Here is a 25,181-nt window from a genome sequence, read left to right on the forward strand (position 1 = left end):
GGGCTGAAGCACACCCAAACGAATCGGCGCGCAGAGGCGAAGCCCATCATTGCCGGGCGCCCGGGGTGCGAAGCCCATCGTTGCAGGGCGCCTGAGGTGCGATGCGGTTCGCACAGCTCACCGCATCCTACGGACGGCTCCCAGGCGCATAGGGGGCGGCTCACCGCCCCACTATCGGGGCCAACCGCGACTCCGTCGGTGGGCTGAAGCCCACCCTGCGAATCGGAGTTCAGCGCGAGGCCTGGGCCTGCTCGGCCAGGGCGGCATCGAGGAAGCGCGGTTCGGCCCAGTCGCTCACCTGGAAGGGTTTGCGGATCAGGCGCTGTTCGGCGGCGAAGTCGACGCCCTTCTGCAGGCGGGCGAGGAAGTCGGCATCCAGGCGCGGGTCGAAGATCGTGTGGAAGCTGTCGTCCTTGAGGTCGGTGCCGAGGATCACCGGCGGGTAGCTGGCCAGGCGCGAGACCAGTTCGACGTAGGCCTGCTTGTGGTTGTCGTCGCGCAGCCACTCCACCGCCTGCTGCTGGGCCTTGACCAGGCGCGCGGTGATCTCGGGGTACTCGCGGACGAAGGCACCCGTGCCCACCAGCACCGCCTGGGTGCTGCCGGCGCCGCCCAGGTCGCGGGTGCTGAGCGGCAGTTCGGCGAGGCCCTTCTCACGCAGGGCGATGAGCCCGGCCAGACCCCAGGAGGCGTCCACCTGCTTGGCCGCGAGGGCGGCGTTGGCGGCGTTGAAGTCGAGGTTGATCACCTTGTAGTCGCGTTCGGACAGGCCTCGGCTGGCCAGCGCGTTGGCGAAGGACAACTGGTTGGCGGTGCCGCGGAACACCGCGACGCGCTTGCCCTTGAGGTCCTCCAGGGTCTTGATTCCCGAGCCGGGCACCACGCCCAGGTAGCTCTTCACGTCGCGGGCGGTGGCGCTGAGCAGGCGGGTGTCGAGGCCGCTGGCCTTGCCGATGATGGCGGCCAGGTCGCCGAGGTAGGCGAAGTCCACCTGGCCGTTGGCCAGGGCTTCGTTGATCACCGGGCCGGCGCCCTTGAAGAACAGCCATTCGACGCGGATGCCGTCGGCGGCGAATTCCTGTTCGAGGATCTGCCGGCTGCGCAGCACGTCCACCACGCCACCGCCGCTGTGTTCACTGCCGGCGCTGAGGTCGGGCACGGCGATGCGCAGGGTGCTGGGGGCGGCTGCCTGGGCAGGCAGGGCGAAGGTGCCCAGCCAGCCCGCCAACAAGGCGGGGACGAAGCGCCCGATGAGGCGCGGCAGGGAAAGGGACATGGCGGGGCTCCTGTGGATAAGGTCGATGGCGGCACCTTATCCACAGGCTGAACGGCAAATTAAATAATAAAAACTCATTCACTTATTCCCTGGATGCTTAAGCCAGCACTGCCGCACCCGCCAGGCCGGTATGCGCCGCGCGCATGGAAAATATTCGGCAAATGCATTTGCCGCCCTCCCCCGCCGCTCCCTATGAATAGCCCTTCTTATCCCTGGAACAGCAGAAGCCAGCGCTTCTTATGCCTCCGGGAAATATTCATGGCGCGCCGGGAGACCCGATGAGCACGATCCAGACGCCGTTCCCCACCCTGCCCCTGCCAGCCGTGCGCCGACGCCCCCGGGTCGGTGCCGTGCTGCTGCCCTGGGCCCTGCCCGCCGCGCTCCTGCTGCTGTGGTGGCTGGCCGCGCGGGGCCAGTGGATGTCCGGGCAGATCCTGCCGTCTCCGGCGCTGGTGTGGCAGAGCGCGGTGGAATTCGGCTCCGGCGAACTCTGGGCGCACCTGTGGATAAGCCTGCAGCGGCTGCTGCTGGGCTTTGCCCTCGGCGTGGCCGCCGGCACCCTGCTGGGCACCTGGCTGGGGCTGTCACGGCGGGCCGAGGCGCTGGTCTACCCGAGCTTCGTGGCCCTGGCGCAGATCCCCACCCTGGCGTGGATCCCGCTGTTCATGCTGCTGTTCGGCATCGGCGAGGCGCTGAAGCTGGTGGTGCTGGTCAAGGCCGTGGTGGTGCCGGTGACCCTGCACACTCTGGCCGGCGTGCGCGATGCCCAGCCACGCCTGCGCGAGGCGGCGGCGGTGCTGCGCCTGCCGCCGCACCTGCTGGCCTGGCGCCTGGTCGTGCCGGCGGCCCTGCCCGCCTTCATGGCCGGGTTGCGCCTGGCCCTGGCCACCGGCTGGACCTCGCTGCTGGCGGTGGAGCTGCTGGCCTCCAGCGAGGGCATCGGCTACCTGATGGTCTGGGGCCGCCAGCTGTTCATGCTCGACCTGGTGTTCGTCTGCATCCTGGTGATCGGCCTGGTGGGCGCGCTGATGGATCGCGGCATCAACCTGCTCGACGCCCGCCTGCTGTTCTGGCCGCACCCGGCCACCGCCGAGCGCCCGCGCGGCCCGCGCCTGCGGGGCTGGCAGCGCTTGCAGGCGGCGGTGCTGCCCCTGGTGTTGCTGGCGGTGTGGCAGGCCAGCAGCAGCCTGGGCTGGGTCGACGCCAATATCCTCGCTTCCCCGCTGGCGGTGCTGCGTGCCCTGCACCTGGGGCTGCTGGATGGCAGCCTGCCCACGGCCATGGGTGCCAGCCTCGAGCGCACCGTGGCAGGCCTGGCGCTGGGGGGCGGCGCGGGGCTGGCGCTGGGCCTGCTGCTGGGGCTCTCCGCCCGTGCCGAGCGCTTCGCCGGCCCCAGCCTCTCGGCCCTGCGCCAGGTGGCGATCTTCGCCTGGGTGCCGCTGCTCACCGCCTGGTTCGGCCTCGGCGAGGCGGCCAAGCTGGCCTTCGTCGCCCTGGCGGCCTTCTTCCCCCTGTTCATCGCCACCCAGCGCGGCGTCCTGGCACTTTCGCCGCAGCTCGGCGAGGCAGCGCAGGTGATGCGCCTCGGCCTGGGCCAGCGCCTGCGCCTGCTGGTGCTGCCGGGTGCGGCACCAGCGATCTTCGCCGGCCTGCGCCTGGGGCTGATCTACGCCTGGCTGGGCACCATCGGTGCCGAGTACTTCATGCCTTCGGACGGCGGCATCGCCAGCTACATGCTCGGCGCGCAGCAGCTGTTCCGCATGGACCAGGTGATGGCCGCCATGGTCCTGGTGGGCCTGGTGGGCGCGCTGCTGGGCACCCTCGGACAACGCATCGAAGCGCGCGCGACGCGCTGGAGAACCGCATGAACGCATTCCACCGGGTGTCGCCACCCGCCACGACCCGCGCGCCGACGGTGCGCTTCGCCGGGGTCGGCAAGGTCTTCGAGGTGGATGGCCAGGATTTCCAGGCCATCCAGGACTTCAGCCTGGATATCGAAGAGGGCGAGTTCATCGCCATCGTCGGCTCCAGCGGCTGCGGCAAATCCACCCTGCTGCGCCTGCTGGTGGGCCTGGACACCGCCTTCGACGGCCGCATCGAGGTGGACGGCCAGCCGGTGCGCGGCATCGGTGGCGAACGCGGCATCGTGTTCCAGGAGCACCGCCTGTTCCCCTGGCTGACGGTGGCGCAGAACATCGGCCTGGGCCTGGTCAACGAGAAGCTGGAACAGGGCGAGCGCGCCCGGCGCATCCAGCAGTTCGTGCAGCTGGTGGGGCTGGGCGGCTTCGAGGGGGCCTACCCGCACCAGCTCTCCGGTGGCATGGCCCAGCGCGTGGCCATCGCCCGGGGGCTGGTGGCGAGCCCGCGCATCCTGCTGCTGGACGAGCCCTTCGGCGCCCTCGATGCGCTGACCCGCCAGCAGATGCAGGACGAGTTGCTGGCCATCCGCGCGCGCCAGCGCATCACCACCCTGCTGGTCACCCATGACGCCGAGGAGGCCATCTACCTGGCCGACCGCGTGGTGGTGATGGCGCCCCGCCCCGGGCGCATCAAGCAGGTGGTGCCGATCGACCTGCCGCGCCCGCGCCAGCGCACCGGTCATGACTTCCACCAGGTGCGCGAGGCGCTGCTGCACCAGCTCACCGGCGATGGCGACTACCGCCCGCCGCAGCCGCCCCGGCTGGCCGACCTGCCCTTCGAATCCATCGCCCTCTGACCCTGGAGCCTCCATGAGCAAACGCCCGAACTTCCTGATCATCGTCGCCGACGACCTGGGCTTCTCCGACCTGGGCGCCTTCGGCGGCGAGATCGCCACGCCGAACCTGGACCGCCTGGCCTTCGACGGCCTGCGCCTGACCGACTTCCACACCGCGCCCACCTGCTCGCCGACCCGCTCGATGCTGCTCACCGGCACCGACCACCACATCGCCGGCATCGGCACCATGGCCGAGGCGCTGACCCCGGAGCTGATCGGCAAGCCGGGCTACGAGGGCTACCTCAACGACCGCGTGGTGGCGCTGCCGGAGCTGCTGCGCGAGGCGGGCTACCAGACGCTGATGTCCGGCAAGTGGCACCTGGGCCTGACCGCCGAGCGGGCGCCCCATGCACGGGGCTTCGAGCGCTCCTTCTCGCTGCTGCCGGGGGCAGCCAACCACTATGGCTACGAGCCGCCCTACGACGAGACCACGCCGGGCATCCTCAAGGCGACACCGGCGCTGTACGTGGAAGACGACCGCTTCATCGAGCAGCTGCCGGAGGGTTTCTATTCCTCCGACGCCTTCGCCGACCGGCTGATCCAGTACCTGAAGGAGCGCGACCAGAGCCGACCGTTCTTCGCCTACCTGCCCTTCTCGGCGCCGCACTGGCCGCTGCAGGCGCCGGCCGAGGTTGTGGATAACTACAGGGGCCGCTACGACGCCGGGCCCGAGGCGCTGCGCCTGGAACGCCTGGAGAAGCTCAAGGCGCTGGGGCTGGTGGCGGCGGATGTGGAAGCGCACCCGGTGCGGGCGATCAGCGCCGAGTGGGACGCGCTGAGCGAGGCGCAACGCCAGGTGTCGGCGCGGACCATGGAGGTCTATGCGGCGATGGTGGAGCGCATGGACTGGAACATCGGCCGGGTACTGGACTACCTGCGCCAGCAGGGCCTGGAGGACGACACCTTCATCCTCTTCATGTCCGACAACGGCGCCGAGGGCGCGCTGCTGGAGGCCTTCCCCAAGTTCGGCCCGAACCTGAAGAGCTTCCTCGACCAGCACTACGACAACAGCCTGGAGAACATCGGCCGTGCCAACTCCTACGTCTGGTACGGGCCGCGCTGGGCCCAGGCGGCCACGGCGCCGTCGCGCCTGTACAAGGCCTTCACCACCGAGGGCGGCATCCGCGTGCCGGCGCTGGTGCGTTATCCACAGCTGCGCCGGCAGAAGCAGGTGAGCCACACCTTCGCCACGGTGATGGACATCACCCCGACGGTGCTGGACCTGGCCGGCGTGCGACACCCGGGTACCCGCTGGCGCGGCCGCGAGGTGGCACCGGTGCGCGGGCGCTCCTGGCTGGGCTACCTCTCGGGCGAGACGCCCCAGGTGCACGACGGCAGGACGGCCACCGGCTGGGAGCTGTTCGGCATGCGTGCCATCCGCCAGGGGCACCTGAAGGCGGTGTACATCCCCGCGCCGGTGGGACCGGAAACCTGGCAGCTGTACGACCTGGAGAAGGACCCCGGGGAAATCCACGACCTGGCCCAGGAGCGGCCGGAAGCGCTGGCCGGGCTGATCGAGGCCTGGCAGCGCTATGTGGACGAGACGGGGGTGATCCTCAGCGAGTCGCCGTTCCAGCCGTAGGGCGAGCGCGAAGAATGGGGGCGCAGGGTGGACCGTGGTGGCGATGAACCTGTAGGGGCGAATTCATTCGCCCAAGGACCGCATAGCGGTCCCATGGATTCCGAAGGGCGGGCCTGCGGCCCGCTTGGCGGCTGAAGCCGCCCCTACGGCACGAAGCCCGCATGGCCGGGTGGCTAGACCTGCACGATGCGGTTCTTGCCGCTGCGCTTGGCGGTGTACATGGCCTCGTCGGCGCGGGTGTAGAGCTGTTCGAGGGTGTCGCCGGGGCGCAGGGTGGTGAGGCCCTGGCTGAGGGTGACGCTGAACACCTTGCCGTTGGCGCTGAACGACAGCCGCTGCACTTCGCGCTCCAGGCGCTCGGCCACCTGCAGGGCCTGGGCCGGGTCGCAGCCGGGGAACACGGCGGCGAACTCCTCGCCGCCGATGCGGCCGAAATGGTCGACCCGCCGCAGGGCACCGGCACCGCACTGGGCGATGCGCTGCAGCACCACGTCGCCCACCTGGTGGCCGAAGGTGTCGTTGATCTGCTTGAAGTCATCGATGTCCAGCAGCAGGAAGGCCAGGGACCGCTCGTAGCGTTCGGCGACGTCGAACTCGCGCTGGGCGCATTCGAAGAAGTGCCGGCGGTTGCTGGTGCCGGTCAGCACGTCGGTGGTGGCCAGGCGCTGCAGCTCGGCCTCCAGGGTTTTCTTCTCGGTGATGTCTTCGGCGATGCCCACCACCAGGGTGGTCTGCCCGGCCTGGCCCTGGCGGCTGACGAAGCACTTGTCGCTGAGCCAGCGCACCTGGCCGTCGCCACGGATGATGCGGTACTCGCGGGCCTCGATGGCGCCCTTCTCCAGCACCTGGGCGAGGCTGCTGGCGGCGTACTCGACGTCGTCGGGGTAGATGCAATTGCGCCATTCGTTGACGTCCACCATCAGCAGTTCGGCCGGGCGGCCGAACAGGCGCTCGTAGTGGGGGCTGACGTAGACGATCTTCTGCGCCTCCCAGTCCAGCGCCCAGAGCACGGCGTTGACGCTGCCCAGCAGCACGTTGAACAGCGCCTCGCGTTCGCGCAGGCGCTCCACCTCACCCCGGCTGTGCAGCAGCGCCAGGGTGAGCTTTTCCGCCTCGCTGGGTATTTCGTCCAGGTTTTCCATCCGTCCCATAGCCTTCCTTCGCGTCCTCGATCGGGTTGAGCCCGCCCATCCCGGGCAGGCGGGGCAAGGCCGAATCAAGCATGGCTCTGGTGGCGGGTGGCGGCAAAACGGTTGAGGAGCCGGTGTAGGACGAACACCGCAAGGAGGGTGACGAAGACCGCTACGCAAACCGAACTGAGCCGATAGGCCAGGCTGAACATCATGTCGTGACTCGGCGTCAGGTATTGACCGAAAACGATGGCCAAAGTTGTCAACGCGCCGAAGCCAACCCCCTGTGCACCCTCCAATACGTGCACCCGGGCACAGAAAAACGCGGCGATCCAGTACAGCGAGGTGACGAGCGGTAGTACGTCGTAGTGGTCGTAGAGCAGCAGTTGCAGGCTGAGGGCGATGACGCAGCCGAGCAGGGTTCCGAGGGCGCGGATACGCCCGGCGAAGCGGATGCCGTGCCAGTGCATCGGAAACAGCACCAGGATCGAGGCGATCTGGGCCGACAGCGAGTCCCTGAGGTCGAGGGTCTGGAAGAGCATGAAGGACAGTGTGGCGAGGCTGGCGCCGAGCACGGCCTCGTGGCGTCGGCTGGGCAGGTCCTTCTCCGGGAGGACGCGGGGCGCGCGCGGCTCGGCGTCGGGGAAGCAGTAGAACATCAGCCAGGCGATCAGCACCGTGAGGCCGGCGGCCACCAGGTTGCTGGCCACCAGGTCGTAGAGGCGGGTGTCGGGGTAGCTGGCGAAGTGCAGCTGCATGGAGAGGAACACGCAGCCCAGGGCGCCGAACAGGAACAGCGGGCCACGCGCCATGAGGGCGAAGCGCCAGAAGAAGGCAAGGAACACCAGGGGCACGATGAGCAGCGGGCGGTCGCCGAACAGGCCGTAGATGACCAGTGTCTCCAGGCTCACCAGCACCGCCTGGGCGAGGAACTGGCGGATCAGGTGGGCGTTGAGGGTGGGCACCAGGCCGAGCAGCAGCATGGGGTAGACGCAGAAGAAGGAGCCGTTGTCCCAGTTCATCAGCTTGCAGACGAACAGCCCGAGGGTGCCGCCGCAGGCCAGGCGCAGGCACTGGCGCAGGCCGTTTTCGTCGAGGGCGCGCTTCATTGTCGGACTCAGTAGATGTAGTGGAGCCAGGCGATGAGGCGGATCTGCGCGCGGCCCAGGGCGCTGGCCAGCGGCGAGTCGTGGGGGTAGAGCTGCACCGTGGCCTTGGCGCCGCTGGGCAGGGGCGCCTCGAGCGCCTGCTCCAGCACCACGTGCAGGCGCTGGCGCTGGGCATCACGGACCCAGCGGTCGGAGCTGGCGGGAGCCGCCAGGTCGCCGTTGGCATCGAGCTGGCCCTCGCGCACGCCGGCGTCGATGGCGCTGACCCGGGCCGGGAAGATGTGCCCCGGCCAGGCGTCGAAGACCACGGCGGCGGCATCGCCCGGGCCGACATAGCGCAAGGCCTTTTCGCGGAAGTCGGCGCTGATGTCCACCTCGTCGGCCACCAGGGCGGCCACCGGGGTGCCGGCGGCGACGTAGGCGCCCGGCGAGAGCTGCAGGTTGCTGACCACCCCGGCACGCTCGGCGCGGACCTCGGTGTAGGCCAGTTGCAGGCGGGCCTGCTCCAGCTGGTTGCGGGCCTGGCGCAGGCGCAGGTTGTCGGCGCCTGCGGTGCCCCGGCGGGCCTCCTGCTCGCGGATGCGTGCCTGGGCGGCGAGGACGTCGGCGCGGGCGGCGCTGCGGCGCGACTCGGTCTGTTCGTAGAGCTGGCGGGAGACGTGCTGGGTCTGCACCAGGCGCGCAAGGCGGTCGGTCTCGCGCTCCAGCTCGCGGGCGGTCACCTCGGCGGCGTGCAGCGAGGCCCGGGCGGCGGCGAGGCCGGCGTCCAGCTCGGCGTTGTCCCGCGCAGCCGCCTCCACGGCCAGCTCGGCGGCGGCCACGGCGAGGCGATAGGGCTCGGGGTCGAGGCGGAACAGCACCTGGCCGGCCTCGACGTGGCGGTTGTTGGCCACGGCCACGTCCAGCACCTGGCCACCGACACGGGGCGCCAGGCGCACCACCGGACGGGTCAGCTGGGCCTGGGGCGTGACGGGCATCCACAGGTCGGCGGCGAGGAAGTAGGCGAACAGCAGGACGAAGGCGACGATGGCGGCGCGGACCCGGCGCGCGAAGCGTTGATCGGGGGTCATGAATTACCTCTGGCGGCGCTGGACGAACAGGCCGCAAGGCCACGGAACGGGCCGGAAGGCGGCACACCAGCGAAATGGGAAACAGTTCGGCACCGCAGTATATTGGGCCGCTTTTCCCTGATAATCCGCGTCCCCAGAGAAGCAGCCTTGCGCGAGGAGTAACAATGGACACCCTGAACAGCATGCGTGTGTTCGTTCGCGTCATCGAGACCGGCAGCTTCACGGCCGCCGCCCAGGCCCTGGACCTGTCCACTGCCCAGGTGTCGCGCCTGGTGTCGGAGTTGGAGCAGCAGCTGCAGGCCCGGCTGCTGCACCGCACCACCCGGCGCCTGGGGCTGACGGAAGTGGGTGAGCGCTACCTGCAGCGCTGCCGCTCGATCCTCGACGAGGTGGACCAGGCCGCTGCCGAGGCGCGCGGGGCGCACCTCAAGCCCAGCGGCCGCCTGCGGGTGCACACCATGACCGGCCTCGGCCTGCAGCACGTCACCGGGCTGGTGGCCCGCTACAGCGCGCTGTACCCGGAGGTGGTGGTGGAGCTGACGCTGTCGCAGCGCAACCCCGACCCCATCGAGGACGGCCAGGACGTGGTGCTGACCTTCGCCCGCGAGCTGCCGGACTCCCAGCGCATCGCCCAGTCACTGGGGCAGATGTACAGCGTGCTCTGCGCCTCGCCCGACTACCTGGCCCGCCACGGCGTGCCCAGCGGCCCGGCGGACCTGCGCCGGCACCGCTACCTGCGCCTGCTGGACCCGCTCTACCAGGACAACTGGACCCTGAGCGACGAGCACGGCGAATACGACGTGCTGCCGGCGGAGGCCTTCCAGGTGAACGTGGCCGAGTCCCTGGCGCGGGCGGCCCAGGCCGGCATGGGCTTCTGCCTGCTGCCCTCCTTCGTCGCCTGCCAGCCCTTGCGCGAAGGCAGCCTGCTGCGGCTGTTGCCGGAACACCGCCTGCGCGAGCGCAACATCTATGCGATCTACCCGTCGCGGCACTTCATCGACGCGAAGATCCGCACCTGGGTGGACTTCCTCAAGGCCGAACTGCCCCCGCTGTTCGCCCAGGACGACGCGGTGCTGGACGACCCTCGGCACTGGGCGCGACCGAATTCATTGTTGCGCTAGAAGCAATTGTGATTCACCTGCCTGGCGGTTTTTCCGGGTGGGGCCGGCGCCTAAGATGGCCCCCGTTCCCAGATGCATCCCGCCGAGGATCACGCCATGCACCGCAATCTCTTCATTACTGCCAGCTTCGCCGCTTTCGCCCTGTCCTTCGCCCAGTTCTCCTTCGCTGAAGAGTCCTCCGCCTTTGTTGCGCGAAATGCGCAGTATCAGCAGCGCGCCATCGACGCCGCTCACGAGCAGGCCGTCGCCCGCCAGGGTGCCGAGCAACCGGCCGACACCGCCCAGGACAGCTGATTGACCGCGTTTCCTTCCTTCCCTGACCTCCTGACACCGGGTATCCGCTCCTAACCCGCCCGGTGTCTTGTTCCAGCCGCCCCTCCCCGGGCGGCTTTTTTTTGCGCGCTCATCGGGTGGAGGGCGTGATGCGCGGGCATGAAAAAGGCCGGCATGTGCCGGCCTTTCCGTAACCCACTGACCTCAGGCTGTCGCCGGGCGCAGCGAGTAGGTCTTGAGCTGCTCGGCGAAGTCCCGCAGGGACTGGATGCCGCTGGCCTCGGCCTCGTGCACCCACTGCTTGATGGCTTCGAGCATCTCGTGGCCGTTGGCGCTGGTCTTGGCCCAGATGTGCTGCAGGGCCAGGCGCTTCTCGTAGATGGTGCGCAGGGCCTGGCTCTGCTCCAGCATGGCGGCGATGCGGGCGTGGTGGCCGTCGTCCAGCAGGCTGGTCTCGCGGGAGAGCAGGCGCTTGGCGCGGCGGAACAGGTGGCGAACCGACTCGTCGGCCTTGGCCAGCTCCTGCTTCACCAGCGGGGCGATCACCAGGCGGCGGTACTGGGCCATGATCTGGAAGCGGTTGTTGAGGATGGCCATGGCGGTGTCCATGTCCAGGCTGCCCTTGCCTTCCACGCGATGAGCGATGGGCGCGACGCGTTGCACCTTGGCCAGGCCGAGCAGGCTGAACAGCTTGATCCAGGCCCAGCCCAGGTCGAACTCCCACTTCTTCACCGAGAGCTTGGCGGAGTTGGGGTAGGTGTGGTGGTTGTTGTGCAGCTCTTCACCGCCGATGAGGATGCCCCAGGGCACCAGGTTGGTGGCGGCGTCGCGGCATTCGAAGTTGCGGTAGCCGATGGCGTGGCCGAGGCCGTTGATGACGCCGGCGGCCCAGACGGGGATCCACATCATCTGCACGGCCCAGACGGTCATGCCGGCGGCGCCGAACAGCGCCAGGTCGATGATCGCCATCAGGGTCACGCCGCCGATGGGGTAGCGCGAGTAGACGTTGCGTTCGAGCCAGTCATCCGGGCAGTTCTTGCCGTAGATGCGCAGGGTCTCCTCGTTGCGGGCCTCTTCGCGGTAGAGTTCCGCGCCGCGCCGCAGCACGGTGGACAGGCCCTTGTGCACGGGGCTGTGGGGATCGTCCACGGTTTCGCACTTGGCGTGGTGCTTGCGGTGGATGGCCGTCCACTCACGGGTGTTCATGGCGGTGGTCATCCACAGCCAGAACCGGAAGAAGTGCTTGAGGGCCGGGTGGAGTTCGAGGGATCGATGGGCGGAATAGCGATGCAGGTAGACCGTGACGCTGACGATGGTGATGTGGGTCATCACCAGGGTGACTGCCACGAGCTGCCAGGCCGACAGGTCGAGAAAACCGTTGTACCACATGGGGTGCATAACCTCGGGGGAAGAAGGAACGAGATCTGCCCGCGATGATTTGTCGGACAAACGACCTCATTATCCCCATGCTTCGTGAGAAAACCATCCTGTTCTTTAGATAAGAAAGAGATGAATGCGCGTTCATCTATAATGCGCAACCGATCACAAATCCGACACGGCCCCGACCACCCCATGAGAGCCCGATTCAGCGCCATGCGCGTGGTGTTGCCCTACTTCCTGCTGTCCTGCCTGTGGGTCATCTTCAGTGACTACCTGCTGCGCCAGCTGCCGCTCGGCGATGCCCAGCGCGACCTGCTGCAATCGGCGAAGGGCCTGTTCTTCGTACTGCTCAGCAGCGCCTTCCTGTATCTGCTGATCTGCCTGTACCTGCGCCGCCTGAGGGCGTACCTGCAGGCGCGCCGGGAGCAGGACGCCAGTCTGCGCCAGGCGGCAGCGGTGTTCGACAGCACCCAGGAAGGGGTGCTGGTCACCGACGCGGAGCAGCGCATCGTCCACGTCAACCGGGCCTTCGCCCGCATCACCGGCTACAGCGAGGAGGAGGTGATCGGCCGTACACCGATGCTGTTCAAGTCCGGCCGGCACGATGGAACGTTCTACCAGTCGATGTGGAACGCCCTGGCCAACCGCAACGAGTGGAGCGGGGAGATCTGGAACCGCCGGCGCAACGGCGAGACCTACCCGCTGTGGCAGAACATCCGCGCCATCCACGACGAGGACGGAGCGCTGACCCACTACGTGGCGGTGTTCTCCGACATCAGCGCCATCAAGCGCTCGCAGAACGAGCTGGACTTCCTCGCCCACCACGACCCGCTGACCGGCCTGCCCAACCGCCTGCTGTTCACCGAACGCGTGGAGCACGCCCTGGAGCGCGCCCGTCGGGAAGGCAGCGAGGGCATCGTGGTGCTGCTGGACCTGGACCACTTCAAGCACATCAACGAAAGCCTCGGCCACAACGTCGGCGACCAGTTGCTCAAGGCCGTGGGTGAACGCCTGGGGCCGCTGGCCGAGGGCGGCATGACCCTGGCCCGGCTGGGGGGCGACGAGTTCGGCCTGCTGGCCGAGCGACGCAGCGCCGAGCAGGCCGCCGATCTCGCCGGGCGCATCCAGCAACGCCTGGAGGCCCCCTTCGAATCCGGCGGCCGCGCGCTATTCATGAGTGCCAGCCTGGGTATCGCCCGCTTCCCGGGGGACGCGACCAACGTCGAGCAGGTGCTGCGCAACGCCGACTCGGCCCTGTTCAAGGCCAAGAGCGCCGGGCGCCAGACGTTCGCCTTCTACAGCCAGGACCTCACCGAGCAGGCCCGCCAGCGGGTGGAGCTGGTCAGCGCCCTGCGCCAGGCCCTGGAGCGGGACGAGCTGCGGGTCTACTTCCAACCCATCCACGCCCTGGCCACCGGTCGCCTGCTGGGCGCCGAGGCCCTGGTGCGCTGGGAGCACCCGCAACGCGGGCTGGTGCCGCCCGGCGAGTTCCTCCCGGTAGCGGAGGAAAGCGGCCTGGTGGGCGCCATCGACGCCTGGGTGCTGGAGCGCGCCTGCCGCCAGATGCAGGCCTGGAGCGAGCGCGGCCTGGCGCTCTCGTTCATCTCGGTGAACGTCTCCTGCCGCCTGTTCAGCCGGGGCGAGCTGGACACCCGCGTCGCCCGTGTCCTCAAGGAAACCGGCCTGGAGCCGGGGCGCCTGGAGCTGGAGATCACCGAAAGCGCGGTGATGGAAGACCCGGACACCGCCCTGGAGCTGCTCCAGCGCCTCTGCGCCCTGGGCGTGCGCCTGGCCATCGATGACTTCGGCACGGGCTACTCCTCCCTGCAGCGCCTCAAGCGCCTGCCGGTGCAGAAGCTGAAGATCGACCAGAGCTTCGTGCGCAACCTGCCCCAGGACCAGGACGACATGGCCATCGCCCGCGCGGTGACCGCCCTCGGCCACAGCCTGGGCCTGCAGGTACTGGCCGAAGGCATCGAGCGCCAGGACCAGATCGAGACGCTGCTGGGCCTGGGCTGCGACCAGGGCCAGGGCTACCTGTTCAACCGCCCGCGCCCGGCGGCGGAGCTGGAGGCGGAGTGGTACCAGGTGACTCATCCGCAGGAGCACCCGGGGCAGATTCCGCTGATCTGACGCCAACCTGCCTGAAAGTTATATAAAAATTCTTAAATAGTATTTTTAAGAATATTCGCGCCTTGCTTAAATGCGCCCACGCCACGCGAACAACCCTGTTCATCGACGCGGGGCCTCTTATCAAGGAGCACGATCATGAGCGCAACCCTCCGTAGCATCGACGGGCAGGACGAGGCCAGCATCCTGCGCGAAATCCAGAGTGCACTGAACGGCCTGCGGTTCGGTGCCGTCGAGATCACCGTCCACAACGGGCAGGTGGTCCAGATCGAACGCAAGGAAAAATTCCGCCTGCAGCAACCGGCCAAGCACGGTTGAGACACAGGCCCGACTGGACCACCGGAGGGCTGCCGCGCCGACCACCTCGGCGGGCCACACGCACGTCGCCGCTCGGCCGTGCCCAATAACAACACCCTCGCCGACACGACCAAATTCTGAGGAGCCTCCATGTCCATCCGCCGTTTCGCCCTGGCCAGCCTGGCCGGCGCCCTGCTCTCCACCCTGGTGGTCGGCCCCGTGGCCGCCGCGACCGAACTGCTCAACGTCTCCTACGACCCGACCCGTGAGCTGTACCAGGCCTACAACGCCGCCTTCGCCAAGCACTGGAAAGCCCAGGGCGGCGAAGACGTGAAGATCCAGCAATCCCACGGTGGCTCGGGCAAGCAGGCCCGTGCGGTGATCGATGGCCTCAAGGCCGACGTGGTGACCCTGGCGCTGGCCGGCGATATCGACGAGCTGCAGAAGCTCGGCAAGCTGATCCCCGAGAACTGGCAGGCACGCCTGCCGGACAACAGCACCCCCTACACCTCGACCATCGTGTTCCTGGTGCGCAAGGGCAACCCCAAGGGCATCAAGGACTGGGGCGACCTGACCAAGGACGGCGTGGAAGTCATCACCCCGAACCCGAAGACCTCCGGCGGCGCCCGCTGGAACTTCCTGGCCGCCTGGGCCTGGGCCAAGAAGCAGTACGGCAGCGACGCCAAGGCTCAGGAATACGTGCAGGCCCTGTACAAGCACGTGCCGGTTCTCGACACTGGCGCCCGCGGTTCGACCATCACCTTCGTCAACAACAACATCGGCGACGTGCTGCTGGCCTGGGAGAACGAAGCCTTCCTGGCCCTCAAGGAGCAGGGCGGCGAGAACTTCGAGATCGTCGCGCCCAGCCTGTCGATCCTCGCCGAGCCGCCGGTTTCCGTGGTCGACAAGAACGTCGACAAGAAGGGCACCCGCAAGGTCGCCGAAGCCTACCTGCAGTACCTGTACAGCGAGGAAGGCCAGCGCATCGCCGCGCAGAACTTCTACCGCCCGCGCAATGCGAAGGTCGCTGCCGAGTTCGCCAACCAGTTCCCGAAACTGGATCTGGTGACCGTGGACAAGGACTTCAACGGCTGGAAGGAAGCGCAACCGAAGTTCTTCAACGACGGCGGCATCTTCGACCAGATCTACCAGGCGCAATGACGCGCCGCTGAAGCAGAAACAAGGGCGGGTTCCAATCCCGCCCGGACAAGGGGAAGCGCGCGCTTCCCTTTGCCGTGCCCGGGCCAGCGACGGCCGGCATCGGGCTTGAGCGTTCCAACGCAGAAAAAGGACAGATGATGTCTCGACGTATCTCCCCCGTCATACCCGGCTTCGGGCTGACGCTGGGCTACACGCTGGTGTACCTCAGCCTGCTGGTCCTGATCCCGCTGGGTGCCATGTTCCTTCGGACCTTCGACCTGAGCTGGACCCAGTTCTGGGGCATCGTCAGTTCACCCCGTGTGCTGGCCGCGCTGAAGCTGAGCTTCGGCACCGCACTGGCCGCCGCCGTGATCAACGGTCTGATCGGTACCCTGCTGGCCTGGGTGCTGGTGCGCTACGACTTCCCCGGGCGCAAGATCATCGACGCCATGATCGACCTGCCCTTCGCCCTGCCCACCGCCGTCGCCGGCATCGCCCTCACCGCGCTGTACGCGCCGGCCGGCCTGGTCGGCCAGTTCGCCACCGACCTGGGCTTCAAGATCGCCTACACCCCGCTGGGCATCACCCTGGCGCTGACCTTCGTCACCCTGCCCTTCGTGGTGCGCACGGTACAGCCGGTGCTGGCCGACATCCCCCGCGAGGTGGAAGAGGCTGCCGCCTGCCTGGGCGCCAAGCCGCTGCAGGTGTTCCGCCACATCCTCCTGCCGGCGCTGCTGCCCGCCTGGCTGACCGGCTTCGCCCTGGCCTTCGCCCGGGGCGTGGGCGAATACGGCTCGGTGATCTTCATCGCCGGCAACATGCCGATGAAGACCGAGATCCTGCCGCTGCTGATCATGGTCAAGCTGGACCAGTACGACTACACCGGCGCCACCGCCATCGGCGTGCTGATGCTGGTGGTCTCCTTCATCCTGCTGCTGCTGATCAACCTGCTGCAGCGCCGCATCGAAACCCCCTGAGGAGGCCGCCATGAGTTCCGCTACCCTGACCGCCGCCTCCGCCAACGCTGCCCGTCGCGGCAACCCCTGGGGGCGCTTCGCGCTGATCGCCGCCGCCTGGCTGGTGTTCGCACTGTTCCTGCTGCTGCCGCTGTACATCGTCCTGAGCGAGGCGCTGAAGCAGGGCTTCGGCACCTTCTTCGAAGCCATCATCGAACCGGACGCCCTCTCCGCCCTGAAGCTGACGCTGATCGCCGTGGGCATCTCCGTGCCGCTGAACCTGGTGTTCGGTGTCGCTGCCGCCTGGTGCGTGAGCAAGTTCGAGTTCCGTGGCAAGAGCATCCTGGTCACCCTGATCGACCTGCCCTTCTCCGTCTCCCCGGTGATCGCCGGCCTGATCTACGTGCTGCTGTTCGGCGCCCAGGGCTACTTCGGCAAGTGGCTGAGCGACCACGACATCCAGATCGTCTTCGCCCTGCCCGGCATCGTCCTGGCCACCGTCTTCGTCACCGTGCCCTTCGTCGCCCGCGAGCTGATCCCGCTGATGCAGGAACAGGGCACCCAGGAAGAGGAAGCCGCGCGCCTGCTGGGCGCCAACGGCTGGCAGATGTTCTGGCACGTGACCCTGCCCAACATCAAATGGGGCCTGATCTACGGCGTGGTGCTGTGCACCGCGCGGGCGATGGGCGAGTTCGGCGCGGTGTCGGTGGTGTCCGGCCACATCCGCGGCGTCACCAACACCCTGCCCCTGCACGTCGAGATTCTCTACAACGAGTACAACCACGTCGCCGCGTTCAGCGTCGCCAGCCTGCTGCTGCTCCTGGCGCTGTTCATCCTGCTGCTCAAGCAGTGGAGCGAAGCCCGTCTGTCCCGCCTACGTCACGCCGACGCGGAGGAGTAACCCATGTCCATCGAAATCCGTAACGTCAGCAAGAACTTCAACGCCTTCCGTGCGCTGAACGCCATCAACCTGGACATCCAGAGCGGCGAACTGGTCGCCCTGCTCGGCCCGTCCGGCTGCGGCAAGACCACCCTGCTGCGCATCATCGCCGGCCTGGAGACCCCGGACGCCGGCAACATCGTGTTCCACGGCGAGGACGTCTCCCAGCACGACGTGCGTGATCGCAACGTCGGCTTCGTGTTCCAGCACTACGCCCTGTTCCGCCACATGAGCGTGTTCGACAACGTCGCCTTCGGCCTGCGCATGAAGCCCAAGGGCGAGCGCCCCAGCGAGCCGGAGATCGCCGAGAAGGTCCACGAGCTGCTGAACATGGTGCAGCTGGACTGGCTCGCCGACCGCTACCCGGAACAGCTCTCCGGCGGCCAGCGCCAGCGCATCGCCCTGGCCCGCGCCCTGGCGGTGAAGCCGAAGATCCTGCTGCTGGACGAACCCTTCGGCGCCCTCGACGCCAAGGTGCGCAAGGAGCTGCGCCGCTGGCTGGCGCGCCTGCACGAAGAGATCAACCTGACCTCCGTGTTCGTCACCCACGACCAGGAAGAAGCCATGGAAGTGGCCGACCGCATCGTGGTGATGAACAAGGGCGTGATCGAGCAGATCGGCGCCCCGGGCGAGGTCTACGAGAACCCGGCCAGCGACTTCGTCTACCACTTCCTCGGTGACTCCAACCGCCTCTACCTGGGCAGCGACGAGCACGTGCTGTTCCGCCCCCACGAGGTGTCCCTGTCGCGCCAGGCGGTGGACGAACACCGCGCCGCCGAAGTGCGCGACATCCGCCCGCTGGGCGCCATCACCCGCGTCACCCTGAAGGTGGACGGGCAGGACGAGCTGATCGAGGCCGAGGTGGTCAAGGACCACGACAGCCTGGTGGGCCTGGCCCGCGGCGAGACGCTGTTCTTCAAGCCCAAGGCCTGGCAGGCCGCGTCCTCGCTCTGAGCCGGTGACCCGCAAGCCCCTCCCCGGAGGGGCTTTTTCATGGGCGCGCGACCCTGGGCGGGGTGGACCCCGCTCAAGCGAACGCCCAGGGCGCATGGACAGCAGCGACCGGCTTGCCCGGGTTATCCACAGACCGCCTCGGCCGAGCGCTTCAGCCCCAGGTACTGCAGCTCGGCGAACAGCACCACCGCCAGCGCCTGGGCGATGACGAAGGCCTGGCCCCAGAAGGTCGGCTGCACCCAGCCGCTGGCCAGCAGCAGGAGGCTGTCCACCACCCAGGCGGCGTTGACGGCGATCACCGCCCACACCGCGCGCCGGTCCAGGGGCGCGCGGCGGGCCATCCACAGCAGCACACCGCACCAGGGCAGCATCAGCAGGCCGGCGATCTGCAGCAGCGCGAGGGGCAGCCCCAGCAGGGCCGACAGGGGCGCCGCCCCCAGGCAGAGCAGCAGGCCGGCGCCGCCGCTGAGCAGGGCATCGAGTTGCAGGACACGGCGGAGCAGAGGATTCGGTTGCACGGTGTTCATGGCGAGTCTCCTGGCTGGACGAGGCGGCGGCGAAGGCCACTGCCGACGGGCCGAGGATTCGCCGTCCCGCAGCATCGCGTCGATTACCTGGCAGGTAATGGCCAGCCCTACCGGCCTCGACTATCGTCGCTGCCATGAACGCACCGACTCTCCCCATCGGCGCCCTGCTGCGTCACTGGCGTCAGCGCCGCCGCCTCAGCCAGCTCGACCTGGCCTGCAGCGCCGACATCTCCACCCGCCACCTGAGCTTCGTCGAGACCGGACGGGCACAGCCGAGCCGGGAGATGCTCCTGCACCTGGCCGAGCACCTGGAGATCCCCCTGCGCGAGCGCAACCGGCTGCTGGCCAGCGCCGGCTTTGCCCCGCTCTACCCGCAGCACAGCCTCGACGACCCGGCCCTGGACGCCGCGCGCCAGGCCATCGGGCAACTGCTCAAGGCCCATGAGCCGAACCCGGCCCTGGCCATCGACCGGCACTGGAACCTGCTGGCCGCCAACGACGCGGTGATGGCGCTGGTGGCGGGCGTCTCGCCGGCGCTGCTGGCGCCGCCGATCAACGCCCTGCGCCTGTCGCTGCACCCCGAGGGGCTGGCGCCGCGCATCCTCAACCTCGGCACGTGGCGCGCCCACCTGCTGGCGCGCCTGCGCCGGGACCTGGAAGCGAGCGGTGACGAGGCCCTGGCCGCCCTGCATGCCGAGCTGGCGGCCTACCCGGCGCCACCCAGCGCAGAGACGCCGAGCGGCGATGCGGTGCTGGTGCCGCTGCTGCTCGACACGCCGCTGGGGGTGATCCGCTTCATCAGCACCATCACCGTGTTCGGCACGCCGGTGGACATCACCCTCTCGGAGCTGGCCCTGGAGACCCTGTTCCCCGCCGACCCGGAGAGCGCCGAGCGCCTGCGCCAACTGGTTCGACCGTCGGAATGAAGGCCCCGCCGGCACCAAATCACTCTTTCGGGTAATTCCGTCCATCCCGCGTCGCAGTAGGCTGTGCGCGCACCGGGCGGGCCCCACGGGCCCGTCCTTCGTCTGCTCACAACAACAAGAAAAGGAGCACGCCGGGATGCTTTCAGACGCTCTATCACGCGCTTTCATCGGATTGCTGCTGGGCCTTGCCGGGGCCGGGATGGCCCTGGCCGCCGAGCTGGCCCCCATCGATCAGGTCCAGGTCCACGCCTGCCGCGCCACCAGCAGCCTGCTGCTGTACCGGGGCGAAGGTTTCCAGGAGACCCACAAGGCCCGCTTCGAGGCCGACCTCCAGGCCCTGGATGCCGCGTTCCAGGCGGTGCCGCAGCCCAGCGACGGGCTTCGGCAAAAGTACCGCGCCCTTGTTACCCAGCTGCAGCAGGGTGTTTCCTACGGCCACAACGAGGAGGACGTGCCCTGGCGCTTCCCCCAGGAGCTGGCCAAATCCCTGCGCGACCTGCTGATCGCCGCCCGCGCCGCCCCCGGCAACACCCCCCAGGGCGAGCTGCCGGCCAAGGTCGAGTACCTCGCCGTGCAGTACCTCAGCCGCGCCTACATCGGCACCTTCGAGATCGCACGGGAGAACGGCGACACCTACATCGGCCAGGACGAACGCACCCTGCTGCCGGCCATCGACGCCCAGCTCCAGCCCCTGGACAAGGCCGACCCGGTGGTGGGCAAGTTGAAGACCCGCTGGGGCTTCCTCAAGGCCGCGCTGGCCGACATGAACAGCCAGAGCAACACCCTGGTCAGCGCCTCCGGCCGCCCCTACGCACCGATGATGGTGGACCGCCACGCGCGCTCCATGAGCACCCAGTTGCTGGCGGCAGGGGGTTGAGGGAACAGGTCGCAGCGCGGGTTATCCACAGTTGCGTTTGCGCCTATCGCAGATGAATCCGCTCCCGCAGGGGCGCGGGGATCGGCCGGGCGCGGGGTGGACGTCGCTTTTCACGTCCACCCTCGGTGTGGCGGGTATCGCCGGAGGTGGACCGGTGAAGCGCGGTCCACCCTGGCGCGGGTTATCCACAGAGCGGCTCAGGCGGTGGCCTTTTTCTCGCGGATGCAGGTGGGGCCGGAGCGTTCCTCGATGGCGCGCTCCACCTCCTTGCGCAGGCCGAGCATGAAGCCCAGTTCCGCCACCACGAACAGCGGGCCCACCACCAGACCCATCAGGTCGTCGACGAAGGCGGGCTTGCGGCCCTCGTAGTAGTGGCCGATGAACTGGATGACCCAACCGACGAAGAACAACCCCAGCCCGGCGCCCAGCCACACGGCGGTGGACTGCACGGCCAGGTGCTGGCCGGCCCAGAGGCTGAGGCCGAGCAGCGCGGTCATCACCACGCCGAAGCGCGTGTCGAGGCGGAAGTAGAACAGCGCGGCGGCCAGGGCCACGACGCTGGCGGGCGACAGCCACAGGCCGGCGACGGGCAGGCCCGGGCGGGACAGCAGCACGGCCACGGCGACCACGATCATGGGGATGCCGATGAAGTGGCTGAAGATGTTGCGCCGGTCGCGGTGGTAGTCGGCGTACTGGCTCAGGTGATCGATGAGGGTTTTCATTGTTGTTTCCTCGGGTTCGGGCAGTGCGGTCGATAATGGCGCCTGCACTGGCCTATCCTCTGTCACCTAGCCGACAAACCCCAGCCCGCCATGCCCGAACTTTCCGACTGTCACCAACGCCTGCTCGCCGGCCACTGGTTCGCCAGCCTGCCGCAGGACTTCCGCGAGGCCCTGCTGGGTGCCGCGCGCCCGCTGGAACTGGCGGCGGGGCAGCGCCTGTTCCGTCGCGGCGATCCGCCCTGCGGCCTGTACGCGGTGCTGGGCGGGGCGATCCGCGTGGGCGGCAGCACGGAGAACGGCAAGGAAGCGCTGCTGGCGCTGGTGGAGCCGCCCCACTGGTTCGGCGAGATCTGCCTGTTCGACGGCCAGCCGCGTACCCACGACGCCTTTGCCGAAAGCCCCAGCCACCTGCTCAACGTGCCCCAGGCAGCGCTGCTGCGCCTGCTGGAACAGCACCCGGCCCGCTGGCGCGACATGGCCCTGCTGATGAGCCAGAAGCTGCGCCTGGCGTTCATCGCCCTGGAAGAGATGAGCCTGCTGCCGGCGCCCCAGCGCCTGGCCCGGCGCCTGCTGCTGATCGCCGAGGGCTACGGCGAGGCGGACGGCCAGCGCCGGGTGATCCACCTGGCCCAGGAGCAGCTGGCGCAGATGCTGGCGATTTCCCGGCAGACCACCAACCAGATCCTCAAGGAGCTGGAGGCGCTGGGCCTGGTGCGCCTCACCTACGGCGGCATCGAGCTGCTGGACCTGGACGGCCTGCGCCAGCGCGCCGCTGGCGGGCGCTGACGACTCAGCCCTGCACCAGCCCCTGGCGAGCCCACTCCGCCCAGGCGTCGCAACGGGCCTGCTGCCGGGCGTGACATGCCGACCATTCCGCCTGCAGCGGCGCCAGCACCTCGCCGACCGCCTGGCTGTCCCGGTCGAGCCGTTGCAGGGTTTCGCCGAGCGGTGCCAGGGCGGCCACCCCGTCGACCAGACCCTGGTCCTGGCTGGCCAGGTGTTCGACGGCGGCGGCGGTCTGCTGGCGGATGTCCTCGGCCATGCGCCCGACTTCCTCGGTGGCCTGGGCGGTGCGTGCCGCGAGGTTGCGGACTTCATCGGCCACCACGGCGAAGCCGCGTCCGGCATCCCCGGCGCGGGCGGCTTCGATGGCGGCGTTGAGGGCCAGCAGGTTGGTCTGGCTGGCGATGGACTGGATGCTCTGGGCCACCTGCTGGATGGCTTCGCTGCGGGTGGCCAGGGCCTCGACCCGCTGGCGCCCTTCCCCGCTGCGCGCCAGTTGGGCGGTGAGCCGCTGCTGGGCGGCGTCGAGGGTGGCGCGCCCCTGTTCGACCGCGTCGCGTACCTGCCGGGTGGCGGCGTCGAGCCCCTCGGCGTGGGGCAGCGGCTGTGCCTCGGCGGCTTCGTCCAGCAGCGCCTGGGCGTGTTGTCGGTGGGTGTGCAACCGGGCGCGCGCGTCGGCCAGTTCGGCCTCCAGTTGCCGCCGCTCGGCGGCGTCCTGTTCCAGGTGGCGCTCCCGTTCAAGACGGGCATCGGCGGCTGGATCGATGAGCGGGGCCGGCTCTTCCGGCACCTTCCACGGGCCCAGCCAGGGCCACAGGGCGAGGATCAGGTAGGCCGGCACGCTCCAGGCCAGCGGCACCTGCCAGCGGCCGTAGACCAGCATCAGCAGGGCCAGGCCCAGGGCGTGGAGGATGAAGGCGTAGGGATGGCGGGCATAGGCGGGACGCATGCGGGCCTCGGCGGTTCTTGTTATGGGTAGGCATTCTGGCTGCTCGGCCGGCCCCTCGCCAGCACGGGCAGCCGTCGGGACCGAGCTCAGCGGGACAGGCCCTCGCGGTACTGACTGGGGCTCTGCCCGGTCCAGCGCTTGAAGGCACGGCTGAAGCTGCTGGTGTCGGCAAAGCCGAGCAGGTAGGCGATCTCGCTGATGGAACAGCGCGGGTCGCGCATGTGGGCCAGGGCCAGGGCGTGGCGGGTGTCGCTGAGGAGGTGCTCGTAGCGGGTGCCTTCGTCGGCCAGGTGGCGCTGCAGGCTGCGCAGGCTGAGGTGCAGCGTCTGGGCGATGCCTTCGGCGGAGGGTTCGCCATTGGGCAGGCGCGCTTCCAGGCAGGCCCGTACGCGGCTCGACCAGCTCGGGCCCTGCAGGTGTTCGAGGGTGCGCTTGAGCACCGCTTCGTTGTGTTCGGCCAGCTCGGGGTTGGCGCCTTCCAGGGGCCGCTCGAAGTCGGTGCGGGCGAATTCCAGGCGATTCTCCTCGGCAGCGAAGCGCAGCGGGCAGCGGAACACCTGGTGCCAGGGCGCCGGGTCGGCGGGTTCGGGGCGACGCAGGTGCACGGCCAGGGGGGCGTAGTCGCGCCCCAGGCGATTGCGGCAGGTGCGGACGTAGAGCGCGGCGAAGGCGTCGATGGCTTCATCGGCCGGGGCGGGGCCATCGACCGGCACCTGCAGGTGGAAGGCGTAGCGTTCGCCTTCCAGGCGCAGGCGGAGGCTGAGGGCGTCGCTGACCACCCGGTGGTAGCGCTCGATGCGCTCGAACACCTCGCGCAGGCTGGCGCTGGCGTTCAGGGCGTAGCCCAGGGCGTGGAAGGTGGTGGGGCCGACGAAGGCCGAGACCCGCAAGCCGAGGGCGGGGTCGCCACTGGCGGCGACGGCCAGGTGCCAGAGGCGGGTGGTGGCGGACAGCGGGTAGCGGGCGTTGGGGTCGTCCATCAGCGCCGGGTCCAGCCCGGCCTGCCGGCAGAGGGCGGCGCTGTCGAGGCCGAGGGCGTCGAGCTGCTTGCGCAGGGCGCGGGTCCAGCTGGCCAGGGTGGTGGGTTCGGCGCTCATGCAGGTTGGCGTGTCCGGTCAACAGGTTGGCGTGCTCGGTCGGGCGGCACCGCCGGGGCGGCGGCACAGTGGTGCCCACAAGACGGACAAGAGGATGTAAGCATGCCCCCGATCACCGCAAGCCCCACGCCCCTCGATGACCCGCAGCGATCAGCCCACATTCGCGAAGTGGTGATGGCCCGTGGCGCGGAGTTGCGCCAGCGCTACCCCTTTCTGCGTCACCAGGACTTCATCGGTGCGGCGATCCTGGCCTTCGCCCTGGCCGGGATGGTGGGCTCGGCACTGCTCTACCTGAACGATGTGCTGCCTGGGTGGGCGTGCCTGCTGCTGAATGCGTTCTTCGCTTCGCTGACCCACGAACTGGAGCACGACCTGATCCACAGCATGTACTTCCGCAAGCGCAAGGTGCCGCACAACCTGATGATGGCGCTGGTGTGGCTGGCCCGGCCGAGCACCATCAACCCGTGGGTCCGTCGCCACCTGCACCTGAACCACCACAAGGTCTCCGGCACCGAGGCCGACATGGAGGAGCGCGCCATCACCAACGGCGAGCCCTGGGGCATCGCCCGGCTGCTGATGGTGGGCGACAACGTGATGTCCTCGCTGATCCGCATGCTGCGGGCCAGGAGCTGGGAGCACAGGAAGTTCATCCTGGTGCGCACGCTGAAGGTCTATGCACCGCTGGCCCTGCTGAACTGGGGCACCTGGTACGTCTTCCTCGGCTTCCACGCCATCAACGGCGTGAGCGCGCTGCTGGGCACGCCGGTGGCCTGGTCGGCGACCACGCTGGCGGTGATGCACGGCGTGGACATCGCGGTGGTGGTACTAGTGGGCCCCAACGTGCTGCGCACCTTCTGCCTGCATTTCGTCAGCTCCAACATGCACTACTACGGCGACGTGGAGCCGGGCAACGTGATCCAGCAGACCCAGGTGCTCAACCCCTGGTGGCTGTGGCCGCTGCAGGCGTTCTGCTTCAACTTCGGCAGCACCCACGCGATCCACCACTTTGTGGTGAAGGAGCCCTTCTACATCCGCCAGATGACCGCGCCGGTGGCCCACCGGGTGATGCGCGAGATGGGGGTGCGCTTCAACGACATCGGCACCTTCGCCCGCGCCAACCGCTGGCGTGCCCGCGAACAGGAACGCCCGCTCCAGGCCCACACGGCCTGACCTTCCGCCCCAACCTT

23 protein-coding genes and 1 pseudogene are annotated in these 25,181 nt (G+C 68.8%); 15 read left to right on the forward strand and 9 right to left on the reverse strand.

Translation table 11 applies throughout. From position 1 onward, the window contains the following. Positions 1–229 precede the first annotated feature (229 nt). Entirely contained in the window at positions 230–1,276 is a 1,047-nt protein-coding gene (locus PotMrB4_RS27220) for an ABC transporter substrate-binding protein (RefSeq protein ID WP_044402038.1), read from the reverse strand. Positions 1,277–1,554: 278 nt separating this feature from the next. Between PotMrB4_RS27220 and PotMrB4_RS27225 the strand changes: the two genes are divergently transcribed. Genes PotMrB4_RS27225 through PotMrB4_RS27235 form a run of 3 tightly spaced genes read left to right on the forward strand, consistent with a single transcriptional unit; the run spans position 1,555 to position 5,613 of the window. Continuing rightward, positions 1,555–3,144 carry an ABC transporter permease gene (locus PotMrB4_RS27225; RefSeq protein ID WP_172434950.1) on the forward strand — a complete coding sequence of 530 codons (1,590 nt, stop codon included), beginning with the start codon at positions 1,555–1,557 and terminating at the stop codon, positions 3,142–3,144. Continuing rightward, positions 3,141–3,992 carry an ABC transporter ATP-binding protein gene (locus tag PotMrB4_RS27230; protein WP_074972400.1) on the forward strand — a complete coding sequence of 284 codons (852 nt, stop codon included), beginning with the start codon at positions 3,141–3,143 and terminating at the stop codon, positions 3,990–3,992. Before PotMrB4_RS27225 ends, PotMrB4_RS27230 begins: the two co-directional genes overlap by 4 nt. 13 nt (positions 3,993–4,005) lie before the next feature. Beyond that, positions 4,006–5,613, forward strand: coding sequence for an arylsulfatase (locus PotMrB4_RS27235; protein WP_172434951.1), 1,608 nt, complete (start codon positions 4,006–4,008; stop codon positions 5,611–5,613). 173 nt (positions 5,614–5,786) lie between these two features. Here the strand turns inward: PotMrB4_RS27235 and PotMrB4_RS27240 are convergent, their stop codons facing one another. The 3 genes from PotMrB4_RS27240 to PotMrB4_RS27250 all read right to left on the reverse strand — a co-directional run bounded on the left by PotMrB4_RS27240 (position 5,787) and on the right by PotMrB4_RS27250 (position 8,922). After that, complete coding sequence (locus PotMrB4_RS27240) at positions 5,787–6,755, reverse strand: GGDEF domain-containing protein (RefSeq protein WP_172434952.1); 969 nt, start codon at positions 6,753–6,755, stop codon at positions 5,787–5,789. A 74-nt stretch (positions 6,756–6,829) separates the two neighbouring features. Next, the gene (locus PotMrB4_RS27245; RefSeq protein WP_172434953.1) at positions 6,830–7,852 is read right to left on the reverse strand and encodes a DUF2955 domain-containing protein; all 1,023 of its coding nucleotides are present in this window, start codon (positions 7,850–7,852) and stop codon (positions 6,830–6,832) included. Between the two features lie 8 nt (positions 7,853–7,860). Then, on the reverse strand, positions 7,861–8,922 hold the full coding sequence (locus PotMrB4_RS27250) for an HlyD family secretion protein (RefSeq protein ID WP_172434954.1): 1,062 nt from the start codon (positions 8,920–8,922) through the stop codon (positions 7,861–7,863). A 164-nt stretch (positions 8,923–9,086) separates the two neighbouring features. On the opposite strand from PotMrB4_RS27250, the gene PotMrB4_RS27255 reads away from it, so the two are divergent. Then, positions 9,087–10,043 carry a LysR family transcriptional regulator gene (locus PotMrB4_RS27255; protein ID WP_044402018.1) on the forward strand — a complete coding sequence of 319 codons (957 nt, stop codon included), beginning with the start codon at positions 9,087–9,089 and terminating at the stop codon, positions 10,041–10,043. A gap of 96 nt (positions 10,044–10,139) precedes the next feature. Beyond that, positions 10,140–10,337 carry a hypothetical protein gene (locus PotMrB4_RS27260; RefSeq protein ID WP_044402015.1) on the forward strand — a complete coding sequence of 66 codons (198 nt, stop codon included), beginning with the start codon at positions 10,140–10,142 and terminating at the stop codon, positions 10,335–10,337. Between the two features lie 183 nt (positions 10,338–10,520). On the opposite strand, the gene desA is transcribed toward PotMrB4_RS27260, so the two are convergent. Further along, complete coding sequence (desA, locus tag PotMrB4_RS27265) at positions 10,521–11,705, reverse strand: delta-9 fatty acid desaturase DesA (protein WP_074972406.1); 1,185 nt, start codon at positions 11,703–11,705, stop codon at positions 10,521–10,523. 183 nt (positions 11,706–11,888) lie between these two features. Between desA and dibA the strand changes: the two genes are divergently transcribed. From dibA to PotMrB4_RS27295, 6 genes are all read left to right on the forward strand, one after another. Then, the gene (gene dibA, locus PotMrB4_RS27270) at positions 11,889–13,829 is read left to right on the forward strand and encodes a phosphodiesterase DibA (protein ID WP_074972409.1); all 1,941 of its coding nucleotides are present in this window, start codon (positions 11,889–11,891) and stop codon (positions 13,827–13,829) included. Between the two features lie 135 nt (positions 13,830–13,964). Then, entirely contained in the window at positions 13,965–14,144 is a 180-nt protein-coding gene (gene oscA, locus PotMrB4_RS27275; protein ID WP_044402006.1) for a sulfur starvation response protein OscA, read from the forward strand. A gap of 129 nt (positions 14,145–14,273) precedes the next feature. Further along, the gene (locus PotMrB4_RS27280; protein ID WP_172434955.1) at positions 14,274–15,284 is read left to right on the forward strand and encodes a sulfate ABC transporter substrate-binding protein; all 1,011 of its coding nucleotides are present in this window, start codon (positions 14,274–14,276) and stop codon (positions 15,282–15,284) included. Between the two features lie 137 nt (positions 15,285–15,421). Then, entirely contained in the window at positions 15,422–16,240 is an 819-nt protein-coding gene (gene cysT, locus PotMrB4_RS27285) for a sulfate ABC transporter permease subunit CysT (protein ID WP_044402000.1), read from the forward strand. A 10-nt stretch (positions 16,241–16,250) separates the two neighbouring features. Continuing rightward, the gene (cysW, locus tag PotMrB4_RS27290; RefSeq protein ID WP_044401997.1) at positions 16,251–17,120 is read left to right on the forward strand and encodes a sulfate ABC transporter permease subunit CysW; all 870 of its coding nucleotides are present in this window, start codon (positions 16,251–16,253) and stop codon (positions 17,118–17,120) included. 3 nt (positions 17,121–17,123) lie between these two features. Then, entirely contained in the window at positions 17,124–18,113 is a 990-nt protein-coding gene (locus PotMrB4_RS27295; RefSeq protein ID WP_044401994.1) for a sulfate/molybdate ABC transporter ATP-binding protein, read from the forward strand. A gap of 122 nt (positions 18,114–18,235) precedes the next feature. On the opposite strand, the gene PotMrB4_RS27300 is transcribed toward PotMrB4_RS27295, so the two are convergent. Continuing rightward, positions 18,236–18,640 carry a hypothetical protein gene (locus PotMrB4_RS27300; RefSeq protein WP_044401991.1) on the reverse strand — a complete coding sequence of 135 codons (405 nt, stop codon included), beginning with the start codon at positions 18,638–18,640 and terminating at the stop codon, positions 18,236–18,238. A 134-nt stretch (positions 18,641–18,774) separates the two neighbouring features. Here PotMrB4_RS27300 and PotMrB4_RS27305 point away from each other — a divergent pair, with 134 nt between their 5' ends. Next, positions 18,775–19,566: a helix-turn-helix domain-containing protein gene (locus tag PotMrB4_RS27305; RefSeq protein WP_172434956.1), complete on the forward strand. Its 792-nt coding sequence runs from the start codon at positions 18,775–18,777 to the stop codon at positions 19,564–19,566. 136 nt (positions 19,567–19,702) lie between these two features. Further along, a complete protein-coding gene (locus PotMrB4_RS27310) occupies positions 19,703–20,443 on the forward strand; it encodes a hypothetical protein (RefSeq protein ID WP_074972419.1) in 741 nt (246 codons plus the stop codon). 197 nt (positions 20,444–20,640) lie between these two features. On the opposite strand, the gene PotMrB4_RS27315 is transcribed toward PotMrB4_RS27310, so the two are convergent. Beyond that, positions 20,641–21,165 (reverse strand): Mpo1 family 2-hydroxy fatty acid dioxygenase, encoded by a 525-nt coding sequence (locus PotMrB4_RS27315; protein ID WP_044401982.1) that lies wholly within the window; start codon positions 21,163–21,165, stop codon positions 20,641–20,643. Between the two features lie 90 nt (positions 21,166–21,255). Here PotMrB4_RS27315 and PotMrB4_RS27320 point away from each other — a divergent pair, with 90 nt between their 5' ends. Beyond that, a complete protein-coding gene (locus PotMrB4_RS27320; protein ID WP_142013447.1) occupies positions 21,256–21,951 on the forward strand; it encodes a Crp/Fnr family transcriptional regulator in 696 nt (231 codons plus the stop codon). A gap of 4 nt (positions 21,952–21,955) precedes the next feature. Here the strand turns inward: PotMrB4_RS27320 and PotMrB4_RS28535 are convergent. Both PotMrB4_RS28535 and PotMrB4_RS27330 read right to left on the reverse strand, forming a co-directional pair. After that, positions 21,956–22,366 (reverse strand): annotated as a pseudogene (locus tag PotMrB4_RS28535) (methyl-accepting chemotaxis protein); the annotation flags it as partial. Positions 22,367–22,983: 617 nt separating this feature from the next. Then, positions 22,984–23,994, reverse strand: coding sequence for an AraC family transcriptional regulator (locus PotMrB4_RS27330; RefSeq protein WP_172434958.1), 1,011 nt, complete (start codon positions 23,992–23,994; stop codon positions 22,984–22,986). A 102-nt stretch (positions 23,995–24,096) separates the two neighbouring features. Here PotMrB4_RS27330 and PotMrB4_RS27335 point away from each other — a divergent pair, with 102 nt between their 5' ends. Then, entirely contained in the window at positions 24,097–25,164 is a 1,068-nt protein-coding gene (locus PotMrB4_RS27335; protein WP_172434959.1) for a fatty acid desaturase, read from the forward strand. Positions 25,165–25,181 lie beyond the last annotated feature (17 nt).

The organism is Metapseudomonas otitidis (genome assembly GCF_011397855.1).
Classification (GTDB): domain Bacteria; phylum Pseudomonadota; class Gammaproteobacteria; order Pseudomonadales; family Pseudomonadaceae; genus Metapseudomonas; species Metapseudomonas otitidis.

Excerpts from the sequence above, each read along its gene's own strand:
- cysW (WP_044401997.1), top strand. The coding sequence starts at position 16,251 with ATGAGTTCCGCTACCCTGACCGCCGCCTCCGCCAACGCTGCCCGTCGC.
- cysT (WP_044402000.1), top strand. The coding sequence starts at position 15,422 with ATGTCTCGACGTATCTCCCCCGTCATACCCGGCTTCGGGCTGACGCTG.
- PotMrB4_RS27235 (WP_172434951.1), top strand. The coding sequence starts at position 4,006 with ATGAGCAAACGCCCGAACTTCCTGATCATCGTCGCCGACGACCTGGGC.
- PotMrB4_RS27300 (WP_044401991.1), bottom strand. The coding sequence starts at position 18,640 with ATGAACACCGTGCAACCGAATCCTCTGCTCCGCCGTGTCCTGCAACTC.
- PotMrB4_RS27310 (WP_074972419.1), top strand. The coding sequence starts at position 19,703 with ATGCTTTCAGACGCTCTATCACGCGCTTTCATCGGATTGCTGCTGGGC.
- desA (WP_074972406.1), bottom strand. The coding sequence starts at position 11,705 with ATGTGGTACAACGGTTTTCTCGACCTGTCGGCCTGGCAGCTCGTGGCA.
- PotMrB4_RS27260 (WP_044402015.1), top strand. The coding sequence starts at position 10,140 with ATGCACCGCAATCTCTTCATTACTGCCAGCTTCGCCGCTTTCGCCCTG.
- oscA (WP_044402006.1), top strand. The coding sequence starts at position 13,965 with ATGAGCGCAACCCTCCGTAGCATCGACGGGCAGGACGAGGCCAGCATC.
- PotMrB4_RS27250 (WP_172434954.1), bottom strand. The coding sequence starts at position 8,922 with ATGACCCCCGATCAACGCTTCGCGCGCCGGGTCCGCGCCGCCATCGTC.
- PotMrB4_RS27315 (WP_044401982.1), bottom strand. The coding sequence starts at position 21,165 with ATGAAAACCCTCATCGATCACCTGAGCCAGTACGCCGACTACCACCGC.
- PotMrB4_RS27240 (WP_172434952.1), bottom strand. The coding sequence starts at position 6,755 with ATGGAAAACCTGGACGAAATACCCAGCGAGGCGGAAAAGCTCACCCTG.
- PotMrB4_RS27320 (WP_142013447.1), top strand. The coding sequence starts at position 21,256 with ATGCCCGAACTTTCCGACTGTCACCAACGCCTGCTCGCCGGCCACTGG.
- PotMrB4_RS27305 (WP_172434956.1), top strand. The coding sequence starts at position 18,775 with ATGAACGCACCGACTCTCCCCATCGGCGCCCTGCTGCGTCACTGGCGT.
- PotMrB4_RS27335 (WP_172434959.1), top strand. The coding sequence starts at position 24,097 with ATGCCCCCGATCACCGCAAGCCCCACGCCCCTCGATGACCCGCAGCGA.
- PotMrB4_RS27255 (WP_044402018.1), top strand. The coding sequence starts at position 9,087 with ATGGACACCCTGAACAGCATGCGTGTGTTCGTTCGCGTCATCGAGACC.
- PotMrB4_RS27245 (WP_172434953.1), bottom strand. The coding sequence starts at position 7,852 with ATGAAGCGCGCCCTCGACGAAAACGGCCTGCGCCAGTGCCTGCGCCTG.
- PotMrB4_RS27220 (WP_044402038.1), bottom strand. The coding sequence starts at position 1,276 with ATGTCCCTTTCCCTGCCGCGCCTCATCGGGCGCTTCGTCCCCGCCTTG.
- PotMrB4_RS27225 (WP_172434950.1), top strand. The coding sequence starts at position 1,555 with ATGAGCACGATCCAGACGCCGTTCCCCACCCTGCCCCTGCCAGCCGTG.
- PotMrB4_RS27295 (WP_044401994.1), top strand. The coding sequence starts at position 17,124 with ATGTCCATCGAAATCCGTAACGTCAGCAAGAACTTCAACGCCTTCCGT.
- PotMrB4_RS27230 (WP_074972400.1), top strand. The coding sequence starts at position 3,141 with ATGAACGCATTCCACCGGGTGTCGCCACCCGCCACGACCCGCGCGCCG.
- PotMrB4_RS27280 (WP_172434955.1), top strand. The coding sequence starts at position 14,274 with ATGTCCATCCGCCGTTTCGCCCTGGCCAGCCTGGCCGGCGCCCTGCTC.
- PotMrB4_RS27330 (WP_172434958.1), bottom strand. The coding sequence starts at position 23,994 with ATGAGCGCCGAACCCACCACCCTGGCCAGCTGGACCCGCGCCCTGCGC.
- dibA (WP_074972409.1), top strand. The coding sequence starts at position 11,889 with ATGAGAGCCCGATTCAGCGCCATGCGCGTGGTGTTGCCCTACTTCCTG.